This window comes from Streptomyces sp. NPDC050121, assembly GCF_044460385.1.
Classification (GTDB): Bacteria; Actinomycetota; Actinomycetes; order Streptomycetales; family Streptomycetaceae; genus Streptomyces; species Streptomyces soliscabiei.
Genome location: NZ_JBITJV010000005.1, coordinates 103,364 through 121,815 on the forward strand (window position 1 = coordinate 103,364; position 18,452 = coordinate 121,815).

Sequence of the window (18,452 nt, forward strand, 5' to 3'; positions counted from 1 at the left end):
AGGTCCACCAGGGCGTCGTCCAGCCCGAGGAGTGCAACTGGCACCCCCGGCTGAAGCCCACCCGGATACACCGCGCACCTTGTACAGGACGCCGGGGACCTCCCCGGTGGAGCTGTCCGTGGAGCCGGCTTCCCGGCCCAAGAGAGGCAGCTCAACAGCAGCCGACCTCAGAAATTTCCCACTGAGGCTGTAGCCGTCGAGCAGCTTGGGATCGCCGAGGTTTCAGTAGTGCTGTCAGTGCCCGTTGATAACGTGCTTCGTCCAGTCGGGGAGTTCATGAAGGGGCGGGGTACGTGCGGAATGTGACATGCCATCAGGTCGGCGAGCAGCGGTTGGCCGAGGCGCTCGACGACATAGAAGGCCGGGCCTACACGCGGTGGCACTCGCTGCGGTACGGCAGCATCTCGCCGACGCTGATCCGGGCCATGGCGGACGAACTGCTCGACCACGTCGCCGCGCGAACGGTGACGGAGCCGGGGCTCGACGCTGCGGCCGGCACGGTCGCCGTCACCGCCGCGGAGTGTGTGCACGCAGTGCTGAGCATCATGTGCTTCCCGAGCGGCGACCAGGAACTCCGGTTCCCCCTCGTCGGGGAGCGGATCAGCACGGACCCGGACGACGACGAGTTCGGGGACGGGCCCATCACTTTCCGGGACGTCGTCAAGGAGGCGCCCACCGCGCGGACCTGGCTCGACATGTTCGAGATGTGTGTCGTCAGCGGGCATGTGTGGGACTGGGAGCGGGTCACCGGGCTGCTGCTGCGCGGCGACTACGCGCCCGCCATCCGTGACGGCGTGCCCTACAACCGGTACACCTCCGTCTCCGACCCCGCCGACCTCGCCGCCATGGACGCCCTGTGCCCCTATCTCACCGAGGCGGCCGGGCATCTGCCCCGCGACTGGCCCACGGTTCCGCTGCGCAAGCCGGACGCCGGGGAGCGCGCGGAGGCCGCCCGGCGGCTCGACGAGGTCGGCGACGCGCTGAGCGCGGACCAGCGGCTGCTCCGGGTGCTCCTCGACGACGACCAGCACACCTTCGAGGACGCCCTCGTCGCCCGGCTGGTCGCGTACCGGGAGAGCGTCGAGGCCGATGCCGGTGATCCCGCGCCCCGGTCCCTCCTCCCCCTCGGCACCCTCGCCCTGGCCTGCCTCGCCGTCCAGGTCCATGGGTGGGAACTCGGTGTCCGGTCCGGGTATCTGCCGTACGGTCTGCTGGGATCGCCGGACGCGCCGCGCCTGGCGGCGGAGAGGAACCGGAACAATTTGGGCCGCTGGGCCGCCAAGTAGGCCACCCGGAGTGCGGAAGTGGGTCTGGCCCGACATCCAGGACATCGTCGTGGAGACGGACTCGTCCCCACCGAGGCAGCGCGTACGCCTGTGCGATAGCCGAGGACGGAAGACCGAACCACTGCCCGAGCCCGCAAGGCACGCGGACGCACCTGGGCACGACTGACCGGGACACCTCAACTTCCCCTGCGATCCTGGAACCCTCCTGTCACGGGCGAGGCGTCGGAGGTTGCCGAGCGGTGCCGTCAGGTGTCGGCCGACGCTGGTTTCCCTGGCCGGCTGGGGTGGCGCCCTTACGGGCGATGCGCCTGCTCATGAGGGCGATGGCGGCCCAGGTGATCAGTAGGGCTCCCGCCTCAGGGGGCCACGATCACCAGGACGCCCAGGCCGATGGCCAGGACGATGCCCGCGGCTCCGCAGATGATGCCGGCCAGCGCCTGGCCGGGGTTGGAGGCCTCGCCGCGTTTGGCCTTGCCGCGGCCGACCGCGCCGAAGACGACGCCCAGGATGCCGAGGACGATCGCCACCGGCCACAGGCAGAAGACGACGGCCGAGATGATCCCGAGCACGAGCCCGGCGACGCCCATGCCGTTGCTCTCCCCGGCCCCGTGCCCGGCCCAGCCGTAGAGACCGGGAGCGCCGCCCCCGTAGTGGGGGTGGGAGGGGTAGCCGTAGCCGCCGGGATAGCCGTACGGGATCTGTCCTGGCCCGTCGGGTGCGATCGGCGGCGGGGGGACCACACCGCCCTGCGCGGGAGGCGCGAAGGGGTTGGGCGGCGGACCGCCGACGGCGGTCGCCGGGTCGGGCGGCGGGAACGACCCGAGCGGACCGTTCGCCTGCGGGCCGCCGAAGGCGCCGTCCGAGGGCAGCGGGCTGACCGTCCGCCGGTCGTGGACGAACGGCGGGAAGGGGGTGGGAGCCAGGGGTTCGTTCGCGGCGACGGTGTGGCCGGGGCCGCTCTGCGCGCCGTCGCCCGGGGCGGCCCAGGGGTTCGGCGCGACCGGAGAGCCACCGGTAGCGCCGACAGCGCTGCCCGCGGAGCCCGAATCCGTCGTGCCCGAGGCCGTCGTGCCCTTGCCCAACGACACCCTGGGAACCGCGTCCTGCGGACCGGCTGCCTCGGCGTCACCGGCCGGAGTCGGCGCGTCGTCGGACATGCGTGGATCCCCCTCTTGTCACCCTCTGCCAAGCGTGCGCGTTCCGTCATCCGAACACCGTTCCGTCCCGCGTACGCTCCGTCATGCTACGGCCCACAGCTCGGGGATGTGGGCGACGGGCACGGGAGAGCGCCGCCTACGATGATCCCGACTCATCGATCAGCCGATCACCCGCGTCCCGTCAGGCCCGCTCGGCCCGGGACGCCGTCCCTGGGGAGGACCCCATGACCGACCGTTTCGACGCCGCCGCAACCCCCGGCTCCCCCCTCTCCGGCTCCCCCGGCTCCCCCGTCTCCGGTGTGCCCGCCGCTCCCACCGCGCCCACCGTGGCAGGCGCCCGCGACCTGCACGCCTTCATCGCCGGGCTGCCCAAGGCCGAACTGCACGTCCACCACGTCGGCTCCGCCTCCCCTCGCATCGTCTCCGAACTGGCCGCCCGGCACCCCGACTCCAAGGTGCCCACCGACCCCGAGGCCCTGGTTGACTACTTCACGTTCACGGACTTCGCCCACTTCATCGAGGTGTACCTGTCGGTCGTCGACCTCATCCGCACCCCGGAGGACGTCAGGCTGCTGACGTACGAGGTCGCCCGGGACCTGGCCCGCCAGCAGGTTCGGTACGCCGAGCTGACCATCACCCCGTTCTCCTCGACCCGGCGCGGCATCGACGAACGGGCCTTCATGGACGCGATCGAGGACGCCCGCAAGGCGGCCGAGGCGGAGTTCGGGACCGTGCTGCGCTGGTGCTTCGACATCCCCGGCGAGGCGGGACTGGAGTCGGCCGAGGAGACGACGCGGCTGGCCACCGACGACCGGATCCGCCCGGAGGGGCTGGTCTCCTTCGGGCTGGGCGGCCCCGAGGTCGGCGTGCCGCGCCCGCAGTTCAAGCCGTACTTCGACCGGGCGATCGCCGCCGGCCTGCGCTCGGTGCCGCACGCCGGCGAGACCACCGGCCCCGAGACGGTGTGGGACGCGCTGACCCACCTGCGCGCCGAGCGCATCGGCCACGGCACCAGTTCCGCGCGGGACGGAAAGCTGCTCGCGCATCTCGCCGAGCACCGCATCGCCCTGGAGGTGTGCCCCACCTCGAACATCGCCACCCGCGCGGTCCGCACCCTCGACGAGCACCCGATCAAGGAGTTCGTGAAGGCCGGCGTCCTCGTCACGATCAACTCCGACGATCCCCCGATGTTCGGCACCGACCTGAACAACGAGTACGCGGTCGCCGCCCGTCTCCTCGACCTCGACGAGCGCGCTCTCGCCGACCTCGCCGCGAACGCCGTCGAGGCGTCCTTCCTGGACGAGGCCGGGAAGGGGCGGCTCAGGAACGAGATCGACGCCTACACGGCGGAATGGCTCGCCCCCTGACGTCACAATGGGCCCATGCAGACGCTCACTGCCGTGGCCCATCGCGGCGACCCGTACCGCTTCCGTGAGAACACGCTCGACTCGCTGCGTTCCGCGCTCGACCAGGGCGCGGACGCCGTCGAGTTCGACGTCCGCCTCACCCGGGACGGCGTACCCGTGCTGCTGCACGACGAGACGCTGAAGCGGCTGTGGGAGCTGGACCGGCCGCTGCGGTCGCTGTCGGCGGCCGAGGTGCGCGGGCTGACGGCGGGCGCGGTGCCGACGCTCGCGGAGGCGCTCGCGGCGACCGACGGCAGCCGCGTGATGCTGGACCTGCCGGGCACCCGGGAGGTGCGGACCGCCCGCCGGATCGTGGACGCCGTACGGGAGGCGGGGGCGGCCGACCGCGCGTACTACTGCGCCGACGCCACCGCCATGCTCGCCGTGCGCGCTGCCGACCCGTCCGCCGAGATCGCCCTGACCCACACCAGCCTGGCGCCCCCGCGCCCGGCCCTGCTCACCGCGGTCAAGCCGCGCTGGCTCAACTACCGCTTCTCCCTGGTCGACCGGGAGCTGGCCGCGCGCGTCCACCACGACGGCTATCTGCTCTCCGTCTGGACCCCCGACACCCGTCGTTCGCTGCGCCGGCTCATCGACCTGGGCGTCGACTCCATCACCACCAACCGCATCGACGTCCTGACCGCGCTGCGCGAGCAGGGCGACCCGGACCGCTAGGACGGGTCCTGGCTAGACGCGTGAGCGCTGTGCCACGGTCGCCGGGTCGGCCGGGGTCTCGCGGGTGACGTACTGCGGGACGGGCGTGTCGTCCCCGCCGGTGTCGCGGACCAGGCCGTAGCGCCGGGCGCCCTGGGCGGGGCCGGTCCTGACGTCCTTCTCCACGGCGTCCCACGTCGTCGGGAAGACGTTGAGGTTGTAGTCGGCGCCCCGCTCGTTCACGGTGAGGGTGACGCTGCCGGTGAGGTAGAAGTACTCGTTCTGCCACATCTGCTGGGCGCCGGCCGGCAGCACGGTGTACCCGGTGGTCTTGTTGCCCATGCCGGTGTCCGTGCTGTCCGTGTCGCTGACGGGGTCGTCCATGCGGCGGCCGCCGCCCGAGGCCACGTGGAAGAGCTTGCCCCTGAGGCCGGTCCAACTCGGCATGACCAGACTGCCGGGGCGGTACTGGGGCATTATCTGCCAGCGCACGAGGACATAGCCCTGCCCGCTGAGCGTCACGCCGTCCCCGCGGTGGGTCATGGTCGCGTGCGCCCCGCCGCTGCTGGTGAGGCCGGACGCGGGCCGCTGCGGCAGGGCGGCGGGCGGGGTGTTGGGGGCGGGCGCGCCGTCGACGGCGTCGACGACACTGCCGTAGAGCGCGGTCTTCTCCTGCGTCACCGACGGCGAGGGGGACGGCGACGGCGAGACGGACGGGGAAGGGGAAGGGGTGGGGGAAGCGGCGGGCGGCGCGGGGGCGGGTGTGCTCGCCGCCGTGGGGACGACCGCCGCGCGCCGGGGCGGGTCGTCGGGGGTCTGTACGACGACGTAGGCGCCGCCCGCGGCGAGGGTCGCGCCGGCGGTGACCGCGACGGCCGGCTTGGTCAGCGCGGTCAGCACCTTCGCGGACCAGCCGACGGAGGCCGTGCCGGTGGCCGCCGCGGCCGTCTTGCCGCCGAGGGCCAGGGAGAGCGTGAAGCCGGCCGGGATCGGCACCAGTGCGATCCCGACGAGCAGCCGTTCCGCCGGGACGACGGGCTCGCTGGTGTCGCCGCAGTAGCCGCAGCCGCGAATGTGCCGGGCCAGCCGCTTGCGCCATACGGAGTCCGGGCGGCCGTTCCAGCGGGCGGTCACCTCGCGCAGGTCGGGGCAGGCGCCGTCGAGGGCGCGCACGATACCCCGCGAGACCTCCAGGCGCTCCTTCACCCGCTGCACGCGCACCGCGGCGTGCTGGCGGCTGATGCCCACGGCGGCGGCCAGTTCGCGGCGGGTGAGTTCGCCGGCGACCTCGAGCCACCACAGGGACAGCAGTTGCCGGTCCTCGTCGTCCAGCCAGCGCACCGCCTCCGCGACCTCGCGGCGCTGGCCCTCCAACTGGAGCCGGAGAACGGTGAGTTCGGCGAAGTCGGCGGCCTCGTCCTGTGGCACGCTCTCATCGAGGCGCTGCGTCGTCCTGCGGCGCGCGCGGTCCCGTATCTGCCGCATGACGATCGCGACCAGCCAGGAGCGGAAGCTGTCGGGGTCGCGCAGCGAGCCGAGGTTGCCGACGGCGCGCAGCATGGTCTCCTGGACGACGTCGTCGACGTCGGCGTGGCCGTTCAGGGCGCGGCCGACGATGTTGTAGACCAGCGGCAGCCAGCCCGCGACCAGTTCGTCCAGCGCCTGCCGGTCTCCGGCCTGCGCGTCGGCGATGGTGGCCCGCCAGTGCGCGGCCTCGGCGTCGGCGTACGTCCTCATGCCCGCACCCTCTCAGCCGGGCCCCCGCTGTTGGCAATGTCGGAGATCACACCCGTGGGGACGAGCGGAACGGGCCCGGGATAACACTTTTTCCGCACCCGTAGCGGAAGCCCCGCACAACTCCCCCATCCTGCACGGGACTTGCTCGGGGTTCCTTCAGGGACCGGCCCCCTCCCCGCCGACGATCCGGAACGACCCCGCCCCGTCGGACGATCATCACGAATCCTCCGACCCCCTCATCCGCTTCCCTCGCCCCCTCGTCCCCTACGCCCCTTGCCCCTCGCCCCTCTTCGCCCTCGCCCTCGCCCTCGCCCTCGCCCTCGCCCTCGCCCTCGCCGGTTTCCCAGGAGTCCTGAGCATGCTTCTTCGCCGCCGTACCACCGTCCTGGCCGCCTCCCTCGTCCTCGCCCTCACGGCGGCCGGCCCGCTGGCCGCCCCGGCCTTCGCCACGCCCGCCGCCCCGGCCTTCGCCACGCCCGCCGCCCCGGCCTTCGCCACGCCCGCCGCCCCGGCCTTCGCCACGCCCGCCGCCGCTGACGCGACAGCGGCCGCACAGCACACGGCCGGCCTCGACACCCAGGCCCTCACCGCCGCGCTCACCGGGCTCCCGGACGCCGACGCGACCGCCGCGCTCGTCCGGGTCGGCGGCATCGACGGAGTCTGGCGCGGCAGCGCGGGCGTACACGATCTGGCGAGCGGCACGGCGGCCGACCCCGAGGCCCGCTTCCGGGCCGGTTCGACGACGAAGGTGGTGACGGCGGCGGCCGTGCTCCGTCTCGCGGCCGAGGGGCGGGTCGACCTCGACACGCCGATCCAGCGCTATCTGCCCGGGCTCCTCGGCAGGCAGTTCCGGCCGATCACCGTACGGCAGCTGCTCAACCACACCAGCGGCATCCCGGAGGGCGTGGGCCTCGGCGACTCCTTCGAGGAGGTGTACGCGCACCGCTTCGACACGCTGCCCCCGCGGCAGGTCGCCGCTTCGGCGGGAGCGAAGAAGCCGGAGTTCTGCGCGGGGAAGAAGCAGCACTACCTCAACATCAACTACACGTTCCTCGGTCTGCTGATCGAGAAGGCGACCGGACGCTCGTACGCCTCCGAGGCCACCCGGCTGGTGCTGGCACCGGCCGGGATGCGGGACACGTACTTCCCGGGCTCCGACCCGCGCATCCTAGGCCCCCACAACCGCGGCTACCAGGCAGTGAAGAAGGCCGACAGGACGACGGAGTTCGTGGACGTGACCGAGTGGAACCAGGCGGACCGGTTCGCGGCCGGCGACATGATCTCCACGACCGCCGATCTGGAGCGGCTGCTCACCGCCCTCTTCCGGGGCCGGATCGTGCCCGAGCCGCAGCTGGAGGAGATGTTCACGGTCCCGGCGGGCATCAAGGGCGCCACCTACAGTGCGGGCCTGCAGCGCTTCGAGCTGGAGGGGAAGGTGTACTGGCTCAAGTCGGGCGGCCGGTACGGCTACAACGCGGTGCTCGCCGGGACGCGGGACCTGAGCCGGACCCTCGTCTACTCGGTCAACTCCACGGACGCCAAGGGCGAGGACATGAACCCGGTGGCCAAGCGCATCGCCCTGGCGGCACTCAGGTAGCCGACGTCACGACCGCCACCGCCGCCAGCACCGCCGGAGCACCTTTCACGGCGAGAGTGACGGCGTGCTCGGGTCGGACGGGGTCGCCTGTTGCACGGACGGGCTCGGCTCGCCCACGGGGGTGCGGGCGGTCTCCGGGACAGCGGTGCCGTCGGGGGCAGTCGAGGGCACGGGGGCCGGGGCGGGGGTGGCGGCCCCCTGCGTAGGGCGCTCGGCGCCGGGCACGACGGACGGCGAGGGCGTGGGCGGCGAGGGCATGGACGACGACGGCACGGAGGGTGAAGGCGTGGGCATCGTCGGGGAACTGCTCATCGGGGGCGGGGCGAGCGGGACCGTCGGGCGGGCGGGCGCGTCGGACGCGGTCAGGCGCAGCGGGAGCAGGACGGCGAGCGCGGCAACGGCGCAGGTCGCGCCGACGCCTGCCGCAGCGCGCAGCACCCTGCGGCGGGCCGCGCCGCGACGGATCTCCTCGTACCGGCCGGGCGGCGGGCCGAGGTGGCCGGGGGTGGGGCGCAGGATGACGGTGAGCGGGTCGTCGGGGTCGAGGTCCGGGCCGTCGTCGAAGTCGTCAGCGGGTGTGATCAAGGCTTCTCCTCAGGTGGGCGCGGAGCAGTTCGCGGGCCGCGTGCAGGTCTGCCTTGACGGTTCCTTCCTTGCGCCCGGTCAGCACGGACACCTCCCTGATCGGCATGTCAGCGTAGTAGTGCAGCAGGATCGGGACGCGCAGCCGGTCGGGCAGCGACTGCACGAGCAGCCGCACCGAGGGGTCGGCCGGTTCGGCGGGCGGGGCGACGGCGGCCTCGACGGTGGCCCGGCGCACGGCCCTGCGCTCCCGTTCGAGCTTGCGCCAGTGGTCGCGGACCAGGTTGGCGGCGGTGACGAAGAGGAAGCCCTGGGGCTCCGCCACGCTCGTCCAGCGGGCCCAGAGCCGGGTGAACGCCTCCGAGGCGATCTCGTGCGCCGTCTCGTCGTCGTCGACGAGACGGCGGCACCAGCCGGCGAGGCGTGGGTAGAGGGCGGAGAACAGCTCGGACGCCGCCCTCTCGCGCGTGCGTGAGCGTTTCAACGTTCTCCCGCGGAACTCGACGCGGCACCGGAACCTGTGCTCAGCGCGGCGAAGACGATCACGTTGTCGCGGTATCCGTCGCCGGTACGGGGCCCGCCGCACGTGATGAGACGCAGTTCGGGCCGGTCCACGTTCCCGTAGACCTCCTCGGTCGGGAACCGCGCCTTGTCGACGGTCCGTACATCGGTGACGGCGAACGCGGCCGTCGTGCCGTTCTCCAGGCGCGCCTCGATCCGGTCGCCCCGGTGCAGCCGGTCGAGGTGACGGAAGACTCCGTCGCCGTACCGGCCGACCGTGACATGGGCGAGGATCACCGACGGACCGGTCTGCCCGGGTGTCGGCGAGTGCTCGTACCACCCCGCCCGGTCGTGTTTCTCGACGGGAGGCACCTGCACGCTGCCGTCGCCGGCCAGCCCCAGCCGCATGACCCGGGTGTCGACCCCGATGGCCGGAATCCGCAGCCCGATCGGCGCCGAGCGGGCGAGGGGACGCGCCGCCCGGCCGGAGGGGGTGGAGGACGCGCCCGGGGTACGTGCGGCGGTCGTGGCGACCGGGTCGGCGGAGGCGGCCGGGTGGTCGTCGGCCGCGTGGCCGGCGCAGCCCGTGAGCAGCAGCACCGCCAGGGCCGTCAGGGCCGGGGCGCGCCTGGAGAGCGCCCTCATGCGCCGGTCGCCCTCCGGCGCCGTACGACGTAGAAGGCCGCGCCGGCCGTCGCGAGCGCCGCGGCCGCGCTGCCGCCGATCACTCCGGTGTGGCTCTCGGAGGGCTCCGCGACGCCGGTGTCGGCCGCTCCCCTGGGCACGACGCTCACCTGGCTCGGCACGGCGCTCGGGGCCGTGCTGGCCGCGGGCGCGGCGCTCGGGGCGGTGGAGGGGTCGGCCGGGGCCTCGCTCGCCGCCGGGGTGGCGGCGCTGGGGACGGGGGTCGGCGTGCCGTCGGCGAGCGCGGGGGCCGCGCCCGCCAGCACGGCGGCGCCGGCAACTGCCAGGGCGGCGAAGCCGGTTCGGGGCATGAGTCGCATGAATCGCTCTCTTTCATCGGTCCGTTGACGGATCGAGCGGAGAGACGAGGCAGCCCGGGAGCAGGTTGCAAAGAGATGGCAAAGCCCATGCGCCTGATCATCTGCGGGACGGAAGCCGTCGATCCGGCCGCGTCCGCCTTGCGATTGACTGGGGTCGGCAATGATCCAAAGACGCGCAACCCATGGGGGCCACACGGTGAAGAACGACGACACTCCGCTGATACCCGACGCGGTGTGGCTGGAGGAACGGCTGGGCAAGGGCTCGCTGTGGCGACCCGACGAGGCCGCTCTGCCGGCCGAGTTGACCGATGCCGGATCGAGGGAGTTCCTGCTCAGGGTCGGCTTTCCCGCCGTCCGCATCGGGGTGGCGGGAATCGACACGAGGCACTTGCGGGACGAGGACGGGTGGGAGCCCTTTGACGCCGACGAGATCTACGGGGAGCGCTACCCCGATGACGACTCCCCGCCCAAGAACTTCTGCTTCACCGTGGCCACCTGGTCCGACCAGCACCTGATGCTCGACGCGGCGGACGGCGGCATCACCCACTACGACCCCAACGGGTGGGACCACGGGGCCGGTTGGAAGGGACCGGCGGCCGACGACCTCCCCCGGCTGGCCGTGCTCCTCGGGTTGATCGCCGAATCGGGCGACGCCCTCGAAGCGGCCGACGACGACGTACGCGCGGCTGCCGTCACCGAGCTGCGTGCGCGCATGATCGACGAGGACCTGTTCGTGGACGACTCCGCGTTCTGGGACGGCATCTTCGAGTGGCTGAGCTGAGACCAGGGCCTGTCCGGCGGATCAAGTCGGAGGAAAGCAGCGGCGCGCCTGTCAGCGCACGTGAGCGGGGGGTGGTGCGTCCAGATGCAAGGCGGAGGAGGGCGTCGACGCGATGGGGGTCCCCCCGCTCGAGCGAAGCCGAGAGTGAGGGGAGGGCGTGCCACCCCCCGCGTCTGCGGCATGATCCGCCGGACAGGCCCTAGGGTCGGGGCGGGTCAGCGCGGGGCGGTCGCCTCGGGTTTCCTTCCCCAGGCGGTGAGCATGCCGGCCGACAGTGCGGCGCATTCGTCGGAGCCGAGGTACCGGATCGCCTCGTCGACGGCCGGGTCGTCGACCAGGCCGGTGGCGAGCATCGCCGCTCTGCTCCGCTCCCAGGTGTCCGCCCAGAAGCGGCTGATGGGACTGCCCGGCAGCAGCGGCGGCACATGGACCTCGGCGGCGACGGACGCGAGCCCCGCCTCGCGCAGCAGGTGCGGGTACGACGGCACCCAGGAGACGTCAGTGCCGATGGCGGCCCGCAGCCCCTGCCACATCGCCCGCATCATCGACGTGTACGGCGTGCCGGGCGTCGTGTCGCACGTCAGGTCGACCGCGTCGCTGAGCACCAGGACACCGCCGGGCTCGACGAGTTCGGCGAGTCGTGTGATCAGGCGGTCGCGCTCGGGCAGGTGCATCAGCACGAAGCGCGCGTGAACGAGCCGGAATCGACCGGGGGCGAAGTGCGGGGCGGCGATGTCGGCCTTCAGCACGTCGAGCCCGGGCACGGCCCGCTCGGTGAGGAAGCGTACGTCGCGGTCCACGGCGAGCACGCTCGCCACCCCGGCCTCGTCCAGCAGCCGGCGGGAGACCGTGCCGGTACCGGCGCCCACGTCGAGGCAGCGCCACCCCGGGCCGGCCCCGAGGGCCCGCAGCCGCGCCAGGGTGAAATCGTCGTAGGCGAGGGCGCCGAAATCGATGCGCTCGCCCTCGCCCACCCGTTCGGGACCGAAGACGGCCTCGCCGTAGCGTCCGTCGTCGGACGGTTTCATGGCCGGGCCTCTCGTGCGGTGGGACGATGCGGGACAGCGGTCCCGAGGCCGCATCCCCACCGATCGTCCACCGCCGCCCGCCCTCCCGGCCGAGGCGCGCCGCCCTTGAGCCGATCGGCCCAGAAGGGGGCGTCGGAAGGCGAGGGGCGTGCGCGCGGCACACCCCTCGCTGCGGTGGCCCGCCTCCTACACGTCCAGGGACGTCATCACGTGCTTGATGCGTGTGTAGTCGTCGAAGCCGTAGGCCGACAGGTCCTTGCCGTAGCCGGACTTCTTGAAGCCGCCGTGGGGCATCTCGGCGACCAGCGGGATGTGGGTGTTGATCCACACGCAGCCGAAGTCCAGCTTCTTGGACATGCGCATCGCCCGGCCGTGGTCCTTGGTCCACACGGAGGAGGCGAGGGCGTACTCGACGCCGTTGGCCCACTCCACCGCCTGGTCCTCGTCGGTGAAGGACTGGACGGTGATGACGGGTCCGAAGACCTCGTTCTGGATGATCTCGTCGTCCTGCTTCAGCCCGGACACGACGGTCGCGGCGTAGAAGTAGCCCTTCTCGCCGACCCGCTGGCCGCCCGCCTCGACCTTGGCGTGGGCGGGCAACCGCTCGATGAAGCCAGTGACCTGCTTGAGCTGGTTGGGGTTGTTCAGCGGGCCGTAGAGCACGTCCTCGTCGTCCGGCTGGCCGGTCTTCGTCTCCGCCGCGGCCTTGGCGAGCGCGGCGACGAACTCGTCGTGGATCGACTCCTGGACGAGGACGCGGGTGGCGGCCGTACAGTCCTGGCCGGCGTTGAAGTAGCCCGCCACGGAGATGTCCTCGACGGCCTTGGCGATGTCGGTGTCCTCGAAGACGACGACCGGCGCCTTGCCGCCCAGCTCCAGGTGGACGCGCTTGACGTCCTTGGCCGCGGACTCGGCGACGGACATGCCGGCGCGGACCGAGCCGGTGATGGAGGCCATCGCCGGGGTCGGGTGCTCGACCATCAGCCGGCCGGTGTCACGGTCGCCGGTGACGACGTTGAAGACGCCCTTGGGCAGGATCGAGCCGACGATGTCGGCGATCAGGACGGTGGAGGCGGGCGTCGTGTCCGACGGCTTGAGCACCACCGTGTTGCCCGCGGCGATCGCCGGGGCGAACTTCCACACGGCCATCAACATCGGGTAGTTCCACGGCGCGACCTGCGCGCAGACGCCGACCGGCTCACGGCGGACGATCGACGTCATCCCGTCCATGTACTCGCCGGCCGAGCGCCCCTCCAGCATCCGGGCCGCGCCCGCGAAGAAGCGGATCTGGTCGACCATCGGCGGGATCTCCTCGGACCGCGTGAGCCCGATCGGCTTGCCCGTGTTCTCCACCTCGGCCGCGATGAGTTCCTCGGCGCGCTCCTCGAACGCGTCCGCGATCTTCAGTAGGGCCTTCTGACGCTCGGACGGGGTGGTGTCGCGCCAGCCCGGGAAGGCCTGGGCCGCGGCCGCCATCGCGGCGTCGACGTCCGCCTGGCCGGACAGCGGCGCGGTCGCGTACGCCTCGCCCGTCGCGGGGTTGACCACGTCGGTGGTCCGTCCGTCGACGGCGTCCCGGAACTCACCGTCGATGTAGTTGCGCAGACGACGCAGCTCGGTGCTCACTGCCGGCCTCCTGTCGGTTTCTGACTGCTGGGGGTGTCCATGGACTGAGACACCCACCCTAATCCGCCCGCCCACGTTTTCAACACCCCCGTCCCCGCGTCGACTGCGGAATCCGCAGATCTCGCTCACGTAAACAACGAATTTCATCGCATCGGCCTTGCGGAACTGTCGAGACGTCGTGCACAGTGAGGCCGTGGCCAGTCGAAGCGCAGAGCACAGGGACTCCCGCGAGTCCAGGAACGGCAGCACCCCTCACCTCGATGCCGTCAGCCTCGCCATCATCGAGCAGCTCCAGGAGGACGGCCGCCGGCCGTACGCCGCGATCGGCAAGGCCGTCGGCCTCTCCGAGGCGGCGGTGCGTCAGCGCGTCCAGAAGCTGCTCGACCAGGGCGTGATGCAGATCGTCGCCGTCACGGACCCGCTCACCGTGGGGTTCCGCCGGCAGGCGATGGTCGGGATCAACATCGAGGGCGACGTCGAGGCCATCGCGGACGCGCTGACCGACATGCCGGAAGTCGAGTACGTGGTGATGACGGCGGGCTCGTTCGACATCCTCGCCGAGATCGTCTGCGAGGACGACGACCATCTGCTGGACGTCATCAACAAACGCATCCGTGCCCTGCCCGGCGTGCGCTCCACCGAGAGCTTCGTCTATCTGAAGCTGAAGAAGCAGACCTACATGTGGGGAACCCGATAACCGTGAGGACCCGATAACCGTGAGCACCAAGGACCTCAGCCGCACCGCGTACGACCACCTGTGGATGCACTTCACCCGCATGTCCTCGTACGAGAACTCGCCGGTCCCGACGATCGTCCGGGGCGAGGGCACCTACATCTACGACGACAGGGGCCGGCGCTACCTCGACGGTCTCGCGGGTCTGTTCGTGGTCCAGGCCGGTCACGGCCGCACCGAGCTGGCCGAGACCGCCTTCAAGCAGGCGCAGGAGCTCGCTTTCTTCCCGGTGTGGTCCTATGCCCACCCCAAGGCCGTGGAGCTGGCGGAGCGTCTCGCCCACCACGCGCCCGGCGACCTCAACAAGGTCTTCTTCACCACCGGCGGCGGCGAGGCCGTCGAGACCGCCTGGAAGCTCGCCAAGCAGTACTTCAAGCTGCAGGGCAAGCCGACCAAGTACAAGGTCATCTCCCGCGCGGTGGCGTACCACGGCACCCCGCAGGGCGCCCTGTCCATCACCGGCCTGCCGGCCCTGAAGGCCCCCTTCGAGCCGCTCGTCCCGGGCGCGCACAAGGTCCCGAACACCAACATCTACCGCGCCCCGATCTTCGGCGACGACCCGGAGGCCTTCGGCCGCTGGGCCGCCGACCAGATCGAGCAGCAGATACTCTTCGAGGGCCCGGAGACGGTCGCGGCCGTCTTCCTGGAGCCCGTCCAGAACGCGGGCGGCTGCTTCCCGCCCCCGCCCGGCTACTTCCAGCGGGTCCGCGAGATCTGCGACCAGTACGACGTGCTGCTCGTGTCGGACGAGGTCATCTGCGCCTTCGGCCGCCTCGGCACGATGTTCGCCTGCGACAAGTTCGGCTACGTCCCGGACATGATCACCTGCGCCAAGGGCATGACCTCCGGCTACTCCCCGATCGGCGCCTGCATCGTCAGCGACCGGCTGGCCGAGCCGTTCTACAAGGGCGACAACACCTTCCTGCACGGCTACACCTTCGGCGGCCACCCGGTCTCCGCGGCGGTCGGCCTCGCCAACCTCGACCTGTTCGAGCGCGAGGGCCTGAACCAGCATGTGCTGGACAACGAGGGCGCGTTCCGCGCGACGCTGGAGAAGCTGCACGACCTGCCGATCGTCGGCGACGTCCGCGGCAACGGCTTCTTCTACGGCATCGAGCTGGTCAAGGACAAGACGACGAAGGAGTCCTTCAACGAGGAGGAGACCGAGCGCGTCCTGTACGGCTTCCTGTCCAAGGCCCTCTTCGACAACGGCCTGTACTGCCGTGCCGACGACCGCGGCGACCCGGTCGTCCAGCTCGCGCCGCCGCTGATCTCCAACCAGGAGACGTTCGACGAGATCGAGCAGATCCTGCGCGCCACCCTGACGGAGGCGTGGACGAAGCTGTGACATCAGCCTGATCAGCTGATCAACACCGGCCCCGGCGTCGACCGTTCGAGTGAGAAACGGCGGCCCGGGGCCGCGTGCTGTCCGGATGCCCGCTCTCGCCTCCTTAGCGTGCCAGTGACCGATCGGCCCTGCCTTCGTTCCCCCGCACGGGGGATTGGCACGGGAACCACAGATCTGAACCGAGGTGTACGCCCATGGAGGCCCCGCCGGACAACGACGTGCTCTGGGCACGCTCCCTGCACTTCACGCACCGCGACGGCTCACCCGGCCTCGGCGGGGTCTCGCTGGAGGTACGGGAGGGCGAGATCCTCGCCGTCAGCGGCCCGCGCGGCAGCGGCAAGACGACCCTGCTGCGCTGTCTGTCCGGCCTGGTGCCCGCCCAGCACGGCGAGGTCTGGTTCAACAGCGTCCCCGTGCACACGATGGGCCCGATGGCCCGCGAACGGCTGCGCCGCGACCGCTTCGGCTGGATCGACCCGGTGCCGGTCCTCGTCCCCGAACTCAACGTCTGGGAGAACGCGGCCCTCCCCCTGATGCTGCGCGGCACCAGCCGCCGCCGGGCCAAGGTCGCGGCCCTGGAGTGGCTGGAGCGCCTCGACATCGGCGACAAGTCCCACAGCCACCCGTTGGAACTCACCCAGGCCGAGCGCCAGCGCGTCTGCATCACCCGCGCCCTGGCCCCCGCCCCCTCCGTCCTCTTCGCGGACGAGCCGACGGCCCCCCTGCACCGCGCGGACCGGGCCCACGTCCTGCGCACCCTGACGACGGCGGCCCGTTCCCACGGCGTCACCGTGGTGCTGGCCACGCACGACCCGGAGACCGCGGCCCTCGCCGACCGCACGGTGCCGCTGCTGGACGGGCGCCGGGTGAAGACGGTCCATCTGCCGCCGGTCACGGAGCAGGAAGGCCGGGGGGCCGCGTGCTCGCTCTCCGTCTGACCCGCAGCGCCCACCCCGCGGTGCAATTGCGCCGCCTCCTGGTGGCGACGGCCTCCGCGGGCACCGGCTTCCTCCTGCTCAGCGCCCTCGGCCAAGCCCTCACCCACCCCGAGCCTTCGACCACTTCCCTGCTCCGCCTCGCCTGGTGCGCGGCGCCCCTGACGGCGACGGTCTACTTCGCCCTCGCGGTCGCCCGCACCGACCCCGGCACCCGCCCCCGCCCCGGTCTGGCGGCCATCGGCCTGGGCCCGACGCGGCTGATGGCCGTCTCGGCGACGACGACAGCCCTCTCCACCCTCCTCGGCTCGATGCTGGCCCTCGTGCTCTTCCTCCACCTCCGCGGCGACCTCACAGGCATGCCGTTCGACGGAGCCGCACGGGACTTGCTGGCCGCGGACCAGCCCCTCCCCCTCCCGGCGGCCCTGACCCTGCTCTCCCTGGTACCGGTCACCTCGTCCCTCGCCGTGGCATGGACACTGCGCCCGAGGGACACCCAGGTGGCAGCCCGCGCAACTCCAAGGATGCTGGGCCGCTTCGCGGCGAACGGGAGGAGGGACACAGGCGAGAGATTCGGCGAGTACGGCAGGTTCGGCGCACGCCTCCAGGCGCAGCCCGCGGGCAGTCGTACCGCCTCGGGCGGCTCCCGGCCCACGGAGGACAGCACCCCGCAAGCGCCGGACGGCACGACCGACCCCCCGGGACCGGCACCCGCACCCGCAGCGACCGGCGACCTTCAGGAAACGCCGGACCACCTCCCCGATCTCACCGCGCCCTGCGCCCTCACCGCACCCCCCAACCCCACCGCCCTCCCCTGGGGCGCAGCCGTCCTCGCCGCCGGCCTGGCCGTGGAGGCGTACGCGAACCGCTCGGCGAACCCGAGCACCTTCCCCCTCCCCGGCGGCCTCCCCACCGGCCCCGCCGCGGTCCTCCTCGGCTGGACCCTGACCGCCGTGGGCCTCGCCCTGGCCGGCCCCGGCCTCACCCTCCTCTGCGGCCGTGTGCTGCAGTCGGCCCGCCCCGGCGCCCTCCGCCTCCTCGCCGGCCGCGGCCTGATGCAGGAGGCGTCCCGCATCGGCCGTCCGCTGGGCGTGGTCTGCGCGGTGGCCTCCGGTGCGTACACGATGGCCGCGCTGTACGACCCGGCCGACGCGTCCTTCGGCCCGCTCAGCACCCTGGGCGCGCTGGTCGTGGTGGGCTGCACCGTCGCCACGCTGCTGACGGCGGCCGTGGAGGCGAGGCAGGCCCGCGCCGACACCACCGCCGCCCTCCTCCGCCTCGGCGCCCCGGCCAAGACACTGCGCAGCGCCGCCGCCCTGCGCGCCGGCGCCCTCCTCGCCCTCTTCGTCCCGCTCACCCTGATCGTGGCCGAACTCGCGTCGCTCCCCCTGACCGACTGAGCCCCGCCGGATACTCGCCGGTTCCTCGACGGATCCTCGCCGGAAAGAAGATCTCCGCCCACCGATGAGTTCCGCGCGACCCCCCGGTCTATCCCGACGTACAACACACCACCCGATGGGAGAGACCAGATGACCGCCCCGGCCTACCAGCAGATGATCTTCGTTAACCTGCCCGTGAGCGACCTCGACGCCTCGAAGAAGTTCTTCACGGACCTCGGCTACACGATCAACCCGCAGTTCAGTGACGACAAGGCGGCCTCGGTGGTGATCAGCGACACGATCATCGCGATGCTCCTCACCAAGCCGTTCTACTCGACCTTCACCGACAAGGAGATCGCGGACTCCACGAAGAGCAGCGAGGTCCTGATCGCCCTGAGCGCCCAGAGCCGCGAGAAGGTCGACGAACTGGTCGACAGGGCGCTCGCGCTCGGCGGCTCGCCCAGCGGCCGGACGCAGGACATGGGCTTCATGTACGGCCGTTCCTTCGACGACCTCGACGGCCACACCTGGGAGGTCATCTGGATGGACCCCTCGGCCGTCCAGGGCTGACCGAAGCCGGAGCCGGAACCGTCCGGTCCGCCGTACGCAGTGCCTGGCATGGGCGGGTGCATCCGACGACACCCGCCCGGCCGTTCGACGATTCCCACGACCGTCGATCTGACGGACCGTAGGGACAG

Annotated in this window: 18 protein-coding genes; 10 read left to right on the plus strand and 8 right to left on the minus strand. The window is 72.1% G+C overall.

Features of this window, described 5'->3' with window-relative positions:
• The first annotated feature begins 293 nt into the window (after nucleotides 1–293).
• Nucleotides 294–1,286 (plus strand): immunity 49 family protein, encoded by a 993-nt coding sequence (locus ACIBTS_RS10055; RefSeq protein WP_399318111.1) that lies wholly within the window; start codon nucleotides 294–296, stop codon nucleotides 1,284–1,286.
• A gap of 356 nt (nucleotides 1,287–1,642) precedes the next feature.
• Here the strand turns inward: ACIBTS_RS10055 and ACIBTS_RS10060 are convergent, their stop codons facing one another.
• On the minus strand, nucleotides 1,643–2,443 hold the full coding sequence (locus tag ACIBTS_RS10060; RefSeq protein WP_399318113.1) for a DUF4190 domain-containing protein: 801 nt from the start codon (nucleotides 2,441–2,443) through the stop codon (nucleotides 1,643–1,645).
• 83 nt (nucleotides 2,444–2,526) lie between these two features.
• Between ACIBTS_RS10060 and ACIBTS_RS10065 the strand changes: the two genes are divergently transcribed.
• Nucleotides 2,527–3,810 carry an adenosine deaminase gene (locus tag ACIBTS_RS10065; protein ID WP_399318115.1) on the plus strand — a complete coding sequence of 428 codons (1,284 nt, stop codon included), beginning with the start codon at nucleotides 2,527–2,529 and terminating at the stop codon, nucleotides 3,808–3,810.
• 15 nt (nucleotides 3,811–3,825) lie between these two features.
• Nucleotides 3,826–4,524, plus strand: coding sequence for a glycerophosphodiester phosphodiesterase (locus ACIBTS_RS10070; protein ID WP_399318116.1), 699 nt, complete (start codon nucleotides 3,826–3,828; stop codon nucleotides 4,522–4,524).
• 12 nt (nucleotides 4,525–4,536) lie between these two features.
• Here the strand turns inward: ACIBTS_RS10070 and ACIBTS_RS10075 are convergent, their stop codons facing one another.
• Nucleotides 4,537–6,240: an RNA polymerase sigma factor gene (locus ACIBTS_RS10075; protein WP_399318118.1), complete on the minus strand. Its 1,704-nt coding sequence runs from the start codon at nucleotides 6,238–6,240 to the stop codon at nucleotides 4,537–4,539.
• Nucleotides 6,241–6,598: 358 nt separating this feature from the next.
• Here ACIBTS_RS10075 and ACIBTS_RS10080 point away from each other — a divergent pair, with 358 nt between their 5' ends.
• Nucleotides 6,599–7,837, plus strand: a complete 1,239-nt coding sequence (locus ACIBTS_RS10080) for a serine hydrolase domain-containing protein (protein WP_399318120.1) — start codon at nucleotides 6,599–6,601, stop codon at nucleotides 7,835–7,837.
• 45 nt (nucleotides 7,838–7,882) lie between these two features.
• Here ACIBTS_RS10080 and ACIBTS_RS10085 read toward each other — a convergent pair whose 3' ends face one another.
• From ACIBTS_RS10085 to ACIBTS_RS10100, 4 genes are read right to left on the minus strand one after another with little or no spacing between them, the layout of a single operon-like run.
• Entirely contained in the window at nucleotides 7,883–8,422 is a 540-nt protein-coding gene (locus ACIBTS_RS10085) for a hypothetical protein (RefSeq protein WP_399318122.1), read from the minus strand.
• Nucleotides 8,406–8,903, minus strand: coding sequence for an RNA polymerase sigma factor (locus tag ACIBTS_RS10090; RefSeq protein WP_399318124.1), 498 nt, complete (start codon nucleotides 8,901–8,903; stop codon nucleotides 8,406–8,408). Before ACIBTS_RS10090 ends, ACIBTS_RS10085 begins: the two co-directional genes overlap by 17 nt.
• On the minus strand, nucleotides 8,900–9,565 hold the full coding sequence (locus ACIBTS_RS10095; RefSeq protein ID WP_399318125.1) for a class F sortase: 666 nt from the start codon (nucleotides 9,563–9,565) through the stop codon (nucleotides 8,900–8,902). Before ACIBTS_RS10095 ends, ACIBTS_RS10090 begins: the two co-directional genes overlap by 4 nt.
• On the minus strand, nucleotides 9,562–9,915 hold the full coding sequence (locus ACIBTS_RS10100; RefSeq protein WP_399318419.1) for a sortase-dependent protein: 354 nt from the start codon (nucleotides 9,913–9,915) through the stop codon (nucleotides 9,562–9,564). Before ACIBTS_RS10100 ends, ACIBTS_RS10095 begins: the two co-directional genes overlap by 4 nt.
• Before the next feature lie 205 nt (nucleotides 9,916–10,120).
• On the opposite strand from ACIBTS_RS10100, the gene ACIBTS_RS10105 reads away from it, so the two are divergent.
• The gene (locus ACIBTS_RS10105; RefSeq protein ID WP_399318127.1) at nucleotides 10,121–10,705 is read left to right on the plus strand and encodes a hypothetical protein; all 585 of its coding nucleotides are present in this window, start codon (nucleotides 10,121–10,123) and stop codon (nucleotides 10,703–10,705) included.
• Between the two features lie 215 nt (nucleotides 10,706–10,920).
• Here the strand turns inward: ACIBTS_RS10105 and ACIBTS_RS10110 are convergent, their stop codons facing one another.
• Nucleotides 10,921–11,733, minus strand: a complete 813-nt coding sequence (locus ACIBTS_RS10110; protein WP_399318129.1) for a class I SAM-dependent methyltransferase — start codon at nucleotides 11,731–11,733, stop codon at nucleotides 10,921–10,923.
• A gap of 186 nt (nucleotides 11,734–11,919) precedes the next feature.
• The gene (locus tag ACIBTS_RS10115; protein ID WP_399318131.1) at nucleotides 11,920–13,359 is read right to left on the minus strand and encodes a gamma-aminobutyraldehyde dehydrogenase; all 1,440 of its coding nucleotides are present in this window, start codon (nucleotides 13,357–13,359) and stop codon (nucleotides 11,920–11,922) included.
• A 178-nt stretch (nucleotides 13,360–13,537) separates the two neighbouring features.
• Here ACIBTS_RS10115 and ACIBTS_RS10120 point away from each other — a divergent pair, with 178 nt between their 5' ends.
• From ACIBTS_RS10120 to ACIBTS_RS10140, 5 genes are all read left to right on the plus strand, one after another.
• Nucleotides 13,538–14,056: an Lrp/AsnC family transcriptional regulator gene (locus tag ACIBTS_RS10120; protein WP_319676632.1), complete on the plus strand. Its 519-nt coding sequence runs from the start codon at nucleotides 13,538–13,540 to the stop codon at nucleotides 14,054–14,056.
• A gap of 19 nt (nucleotides 14,057–14,075) precedes the next feature.
• Nucleotides 14,076–15,440 carry an aspartate aminotransferase family protein gene (locus ACIBTS_RS10125; protein ID WP_319676633.1) on the plus strand — a complete coding sequence of 455 codons (1,365 nt, stop codon included), beginning with the start codon at nucleotides 14,076–14,078 and terminating at the stop codon, nucleotides 15,438–15,440.
• 194 nt (nucleotides 15,441–15,634) lie between these two features.
• Nucleotides 15,635–16,378: an ABC transporter ATP-binding protein gene (locus ACIBTS_RS10130; RefSeq protein WP_399318133.1), complete on the plus strand. Its 744-nt coding sequence runs from the start codon at nucleotides 15,635–15,637 to the stop codon at nucleotides 16,376–16,378.
• Complete coding sequence (locus ACIBTS_RS10135; protein ID WP_399318135.1) at nucleotides 16,360–17,775, plus strand: hypothetical protein; 1,416 nt, start codon at nucleotides 16,360–16,362, stop codon at nucleotides 17,773–17,775. Before ACIBTS_RS10130 ends, ACIBTS_RS10135 begins: the two co-directional genes overlap by 19 nt.
• Before the next feature lie 129 nt (nucleotides 17,776–17,904).
• On the plus strand, nucleotides 17,905–18,324 hold the full coding sequence (locus ACIBTS_RS10140) for a VOC family protein (protein WP_399318136.1): 420 nt from the start codon (nucleotides 17,905–17,907) through the stop codon (nucleotides 18,322–18,324).
• Nucleotides 18,325–18,452 lie beyond the last annotated feature (128 nt).

What these genes read in the sequence shown, in the direction of transcription:
- ACIBTS_RS10075 (WP_399318118.1), bottom strand. Translation starts at nt 6,240, where the DNA reads ATGAGGACGTACGCCGACGCCGAGGCCGCGCACTGGCGGGCCACCATC.
- ACIBTS_RS10140 (WP_399318136.1), top strand. Translation starts at nt 17,905, where the DNA reads ATGACCGCCCCGGCCTACCAGCAGATGATCTTCGTTAACCTGCCCGTG.
- ACIBTS_RS10070 (WP_399318116.1), top strand. Translation starts at nt 3,826, where the DNA reads ATGCAGACGCTCACTGCCGTGGCCCATCGCGGCGACCCGTACCGCTTC.
- ACIBTS_RS10110 (WP_399318129.1), bottom strand. Translation starts at nt 11,733, where the DNA reads ATGAAACCGTCCGACGACGGACGCTACGGCGAGGCCGTCTTCGGTCCC.
- ACIBTS_RS10095 (WP_399318125.1), bottom strand. Translation starts at nt 9,565, where the DNA reads ATGAGGGCGCTCTCCAGGCGCGCCCCGGCCCTGACGGCCCTGGCGGTG.
- ACIBTS_RS10130 (WP_399318133.1), top strand. Translation starts at nt 15,635, where the DNA reads ATGGAGGCCCCGCCGGACAACGACGTGCTCTGGGCACGCTCCCTGCAC.
- ACIBTS_RS10100 (WP_399318419.1), bottom strand. Translation starts at nt 9,915, where the DNA reads ATGCCCCGAACCGGCTTCGCCGCCCTGGCAGTTGCCGGCGCCGCCGTG.
- ACIBTS_RS10060 (WP_399318113.1), bottom strand. Translation starts at nt 2,443, where the DNA reads ATGTCCGACGACGCGCCGACTCCGGCCGGTGACGCCGAGGCAGCCGGT.
- ACIBTS_RS10080 (WP_399318120.1), top strand. Translation starts at nt 6,599, where the DNA reads ATGCTTCTTCGCCGCCGTACCACCGTCCTGGCCGCCTCCCTCGTCCTC.
- ACIBTS_RS10065 (WP_399318115.1), top strand. Translation starts at nt 2,527, where the DNA reads ATGCTACGGCCCACAGCTCGGGGATGTGGGCGACGGGCACGGGAGAGC.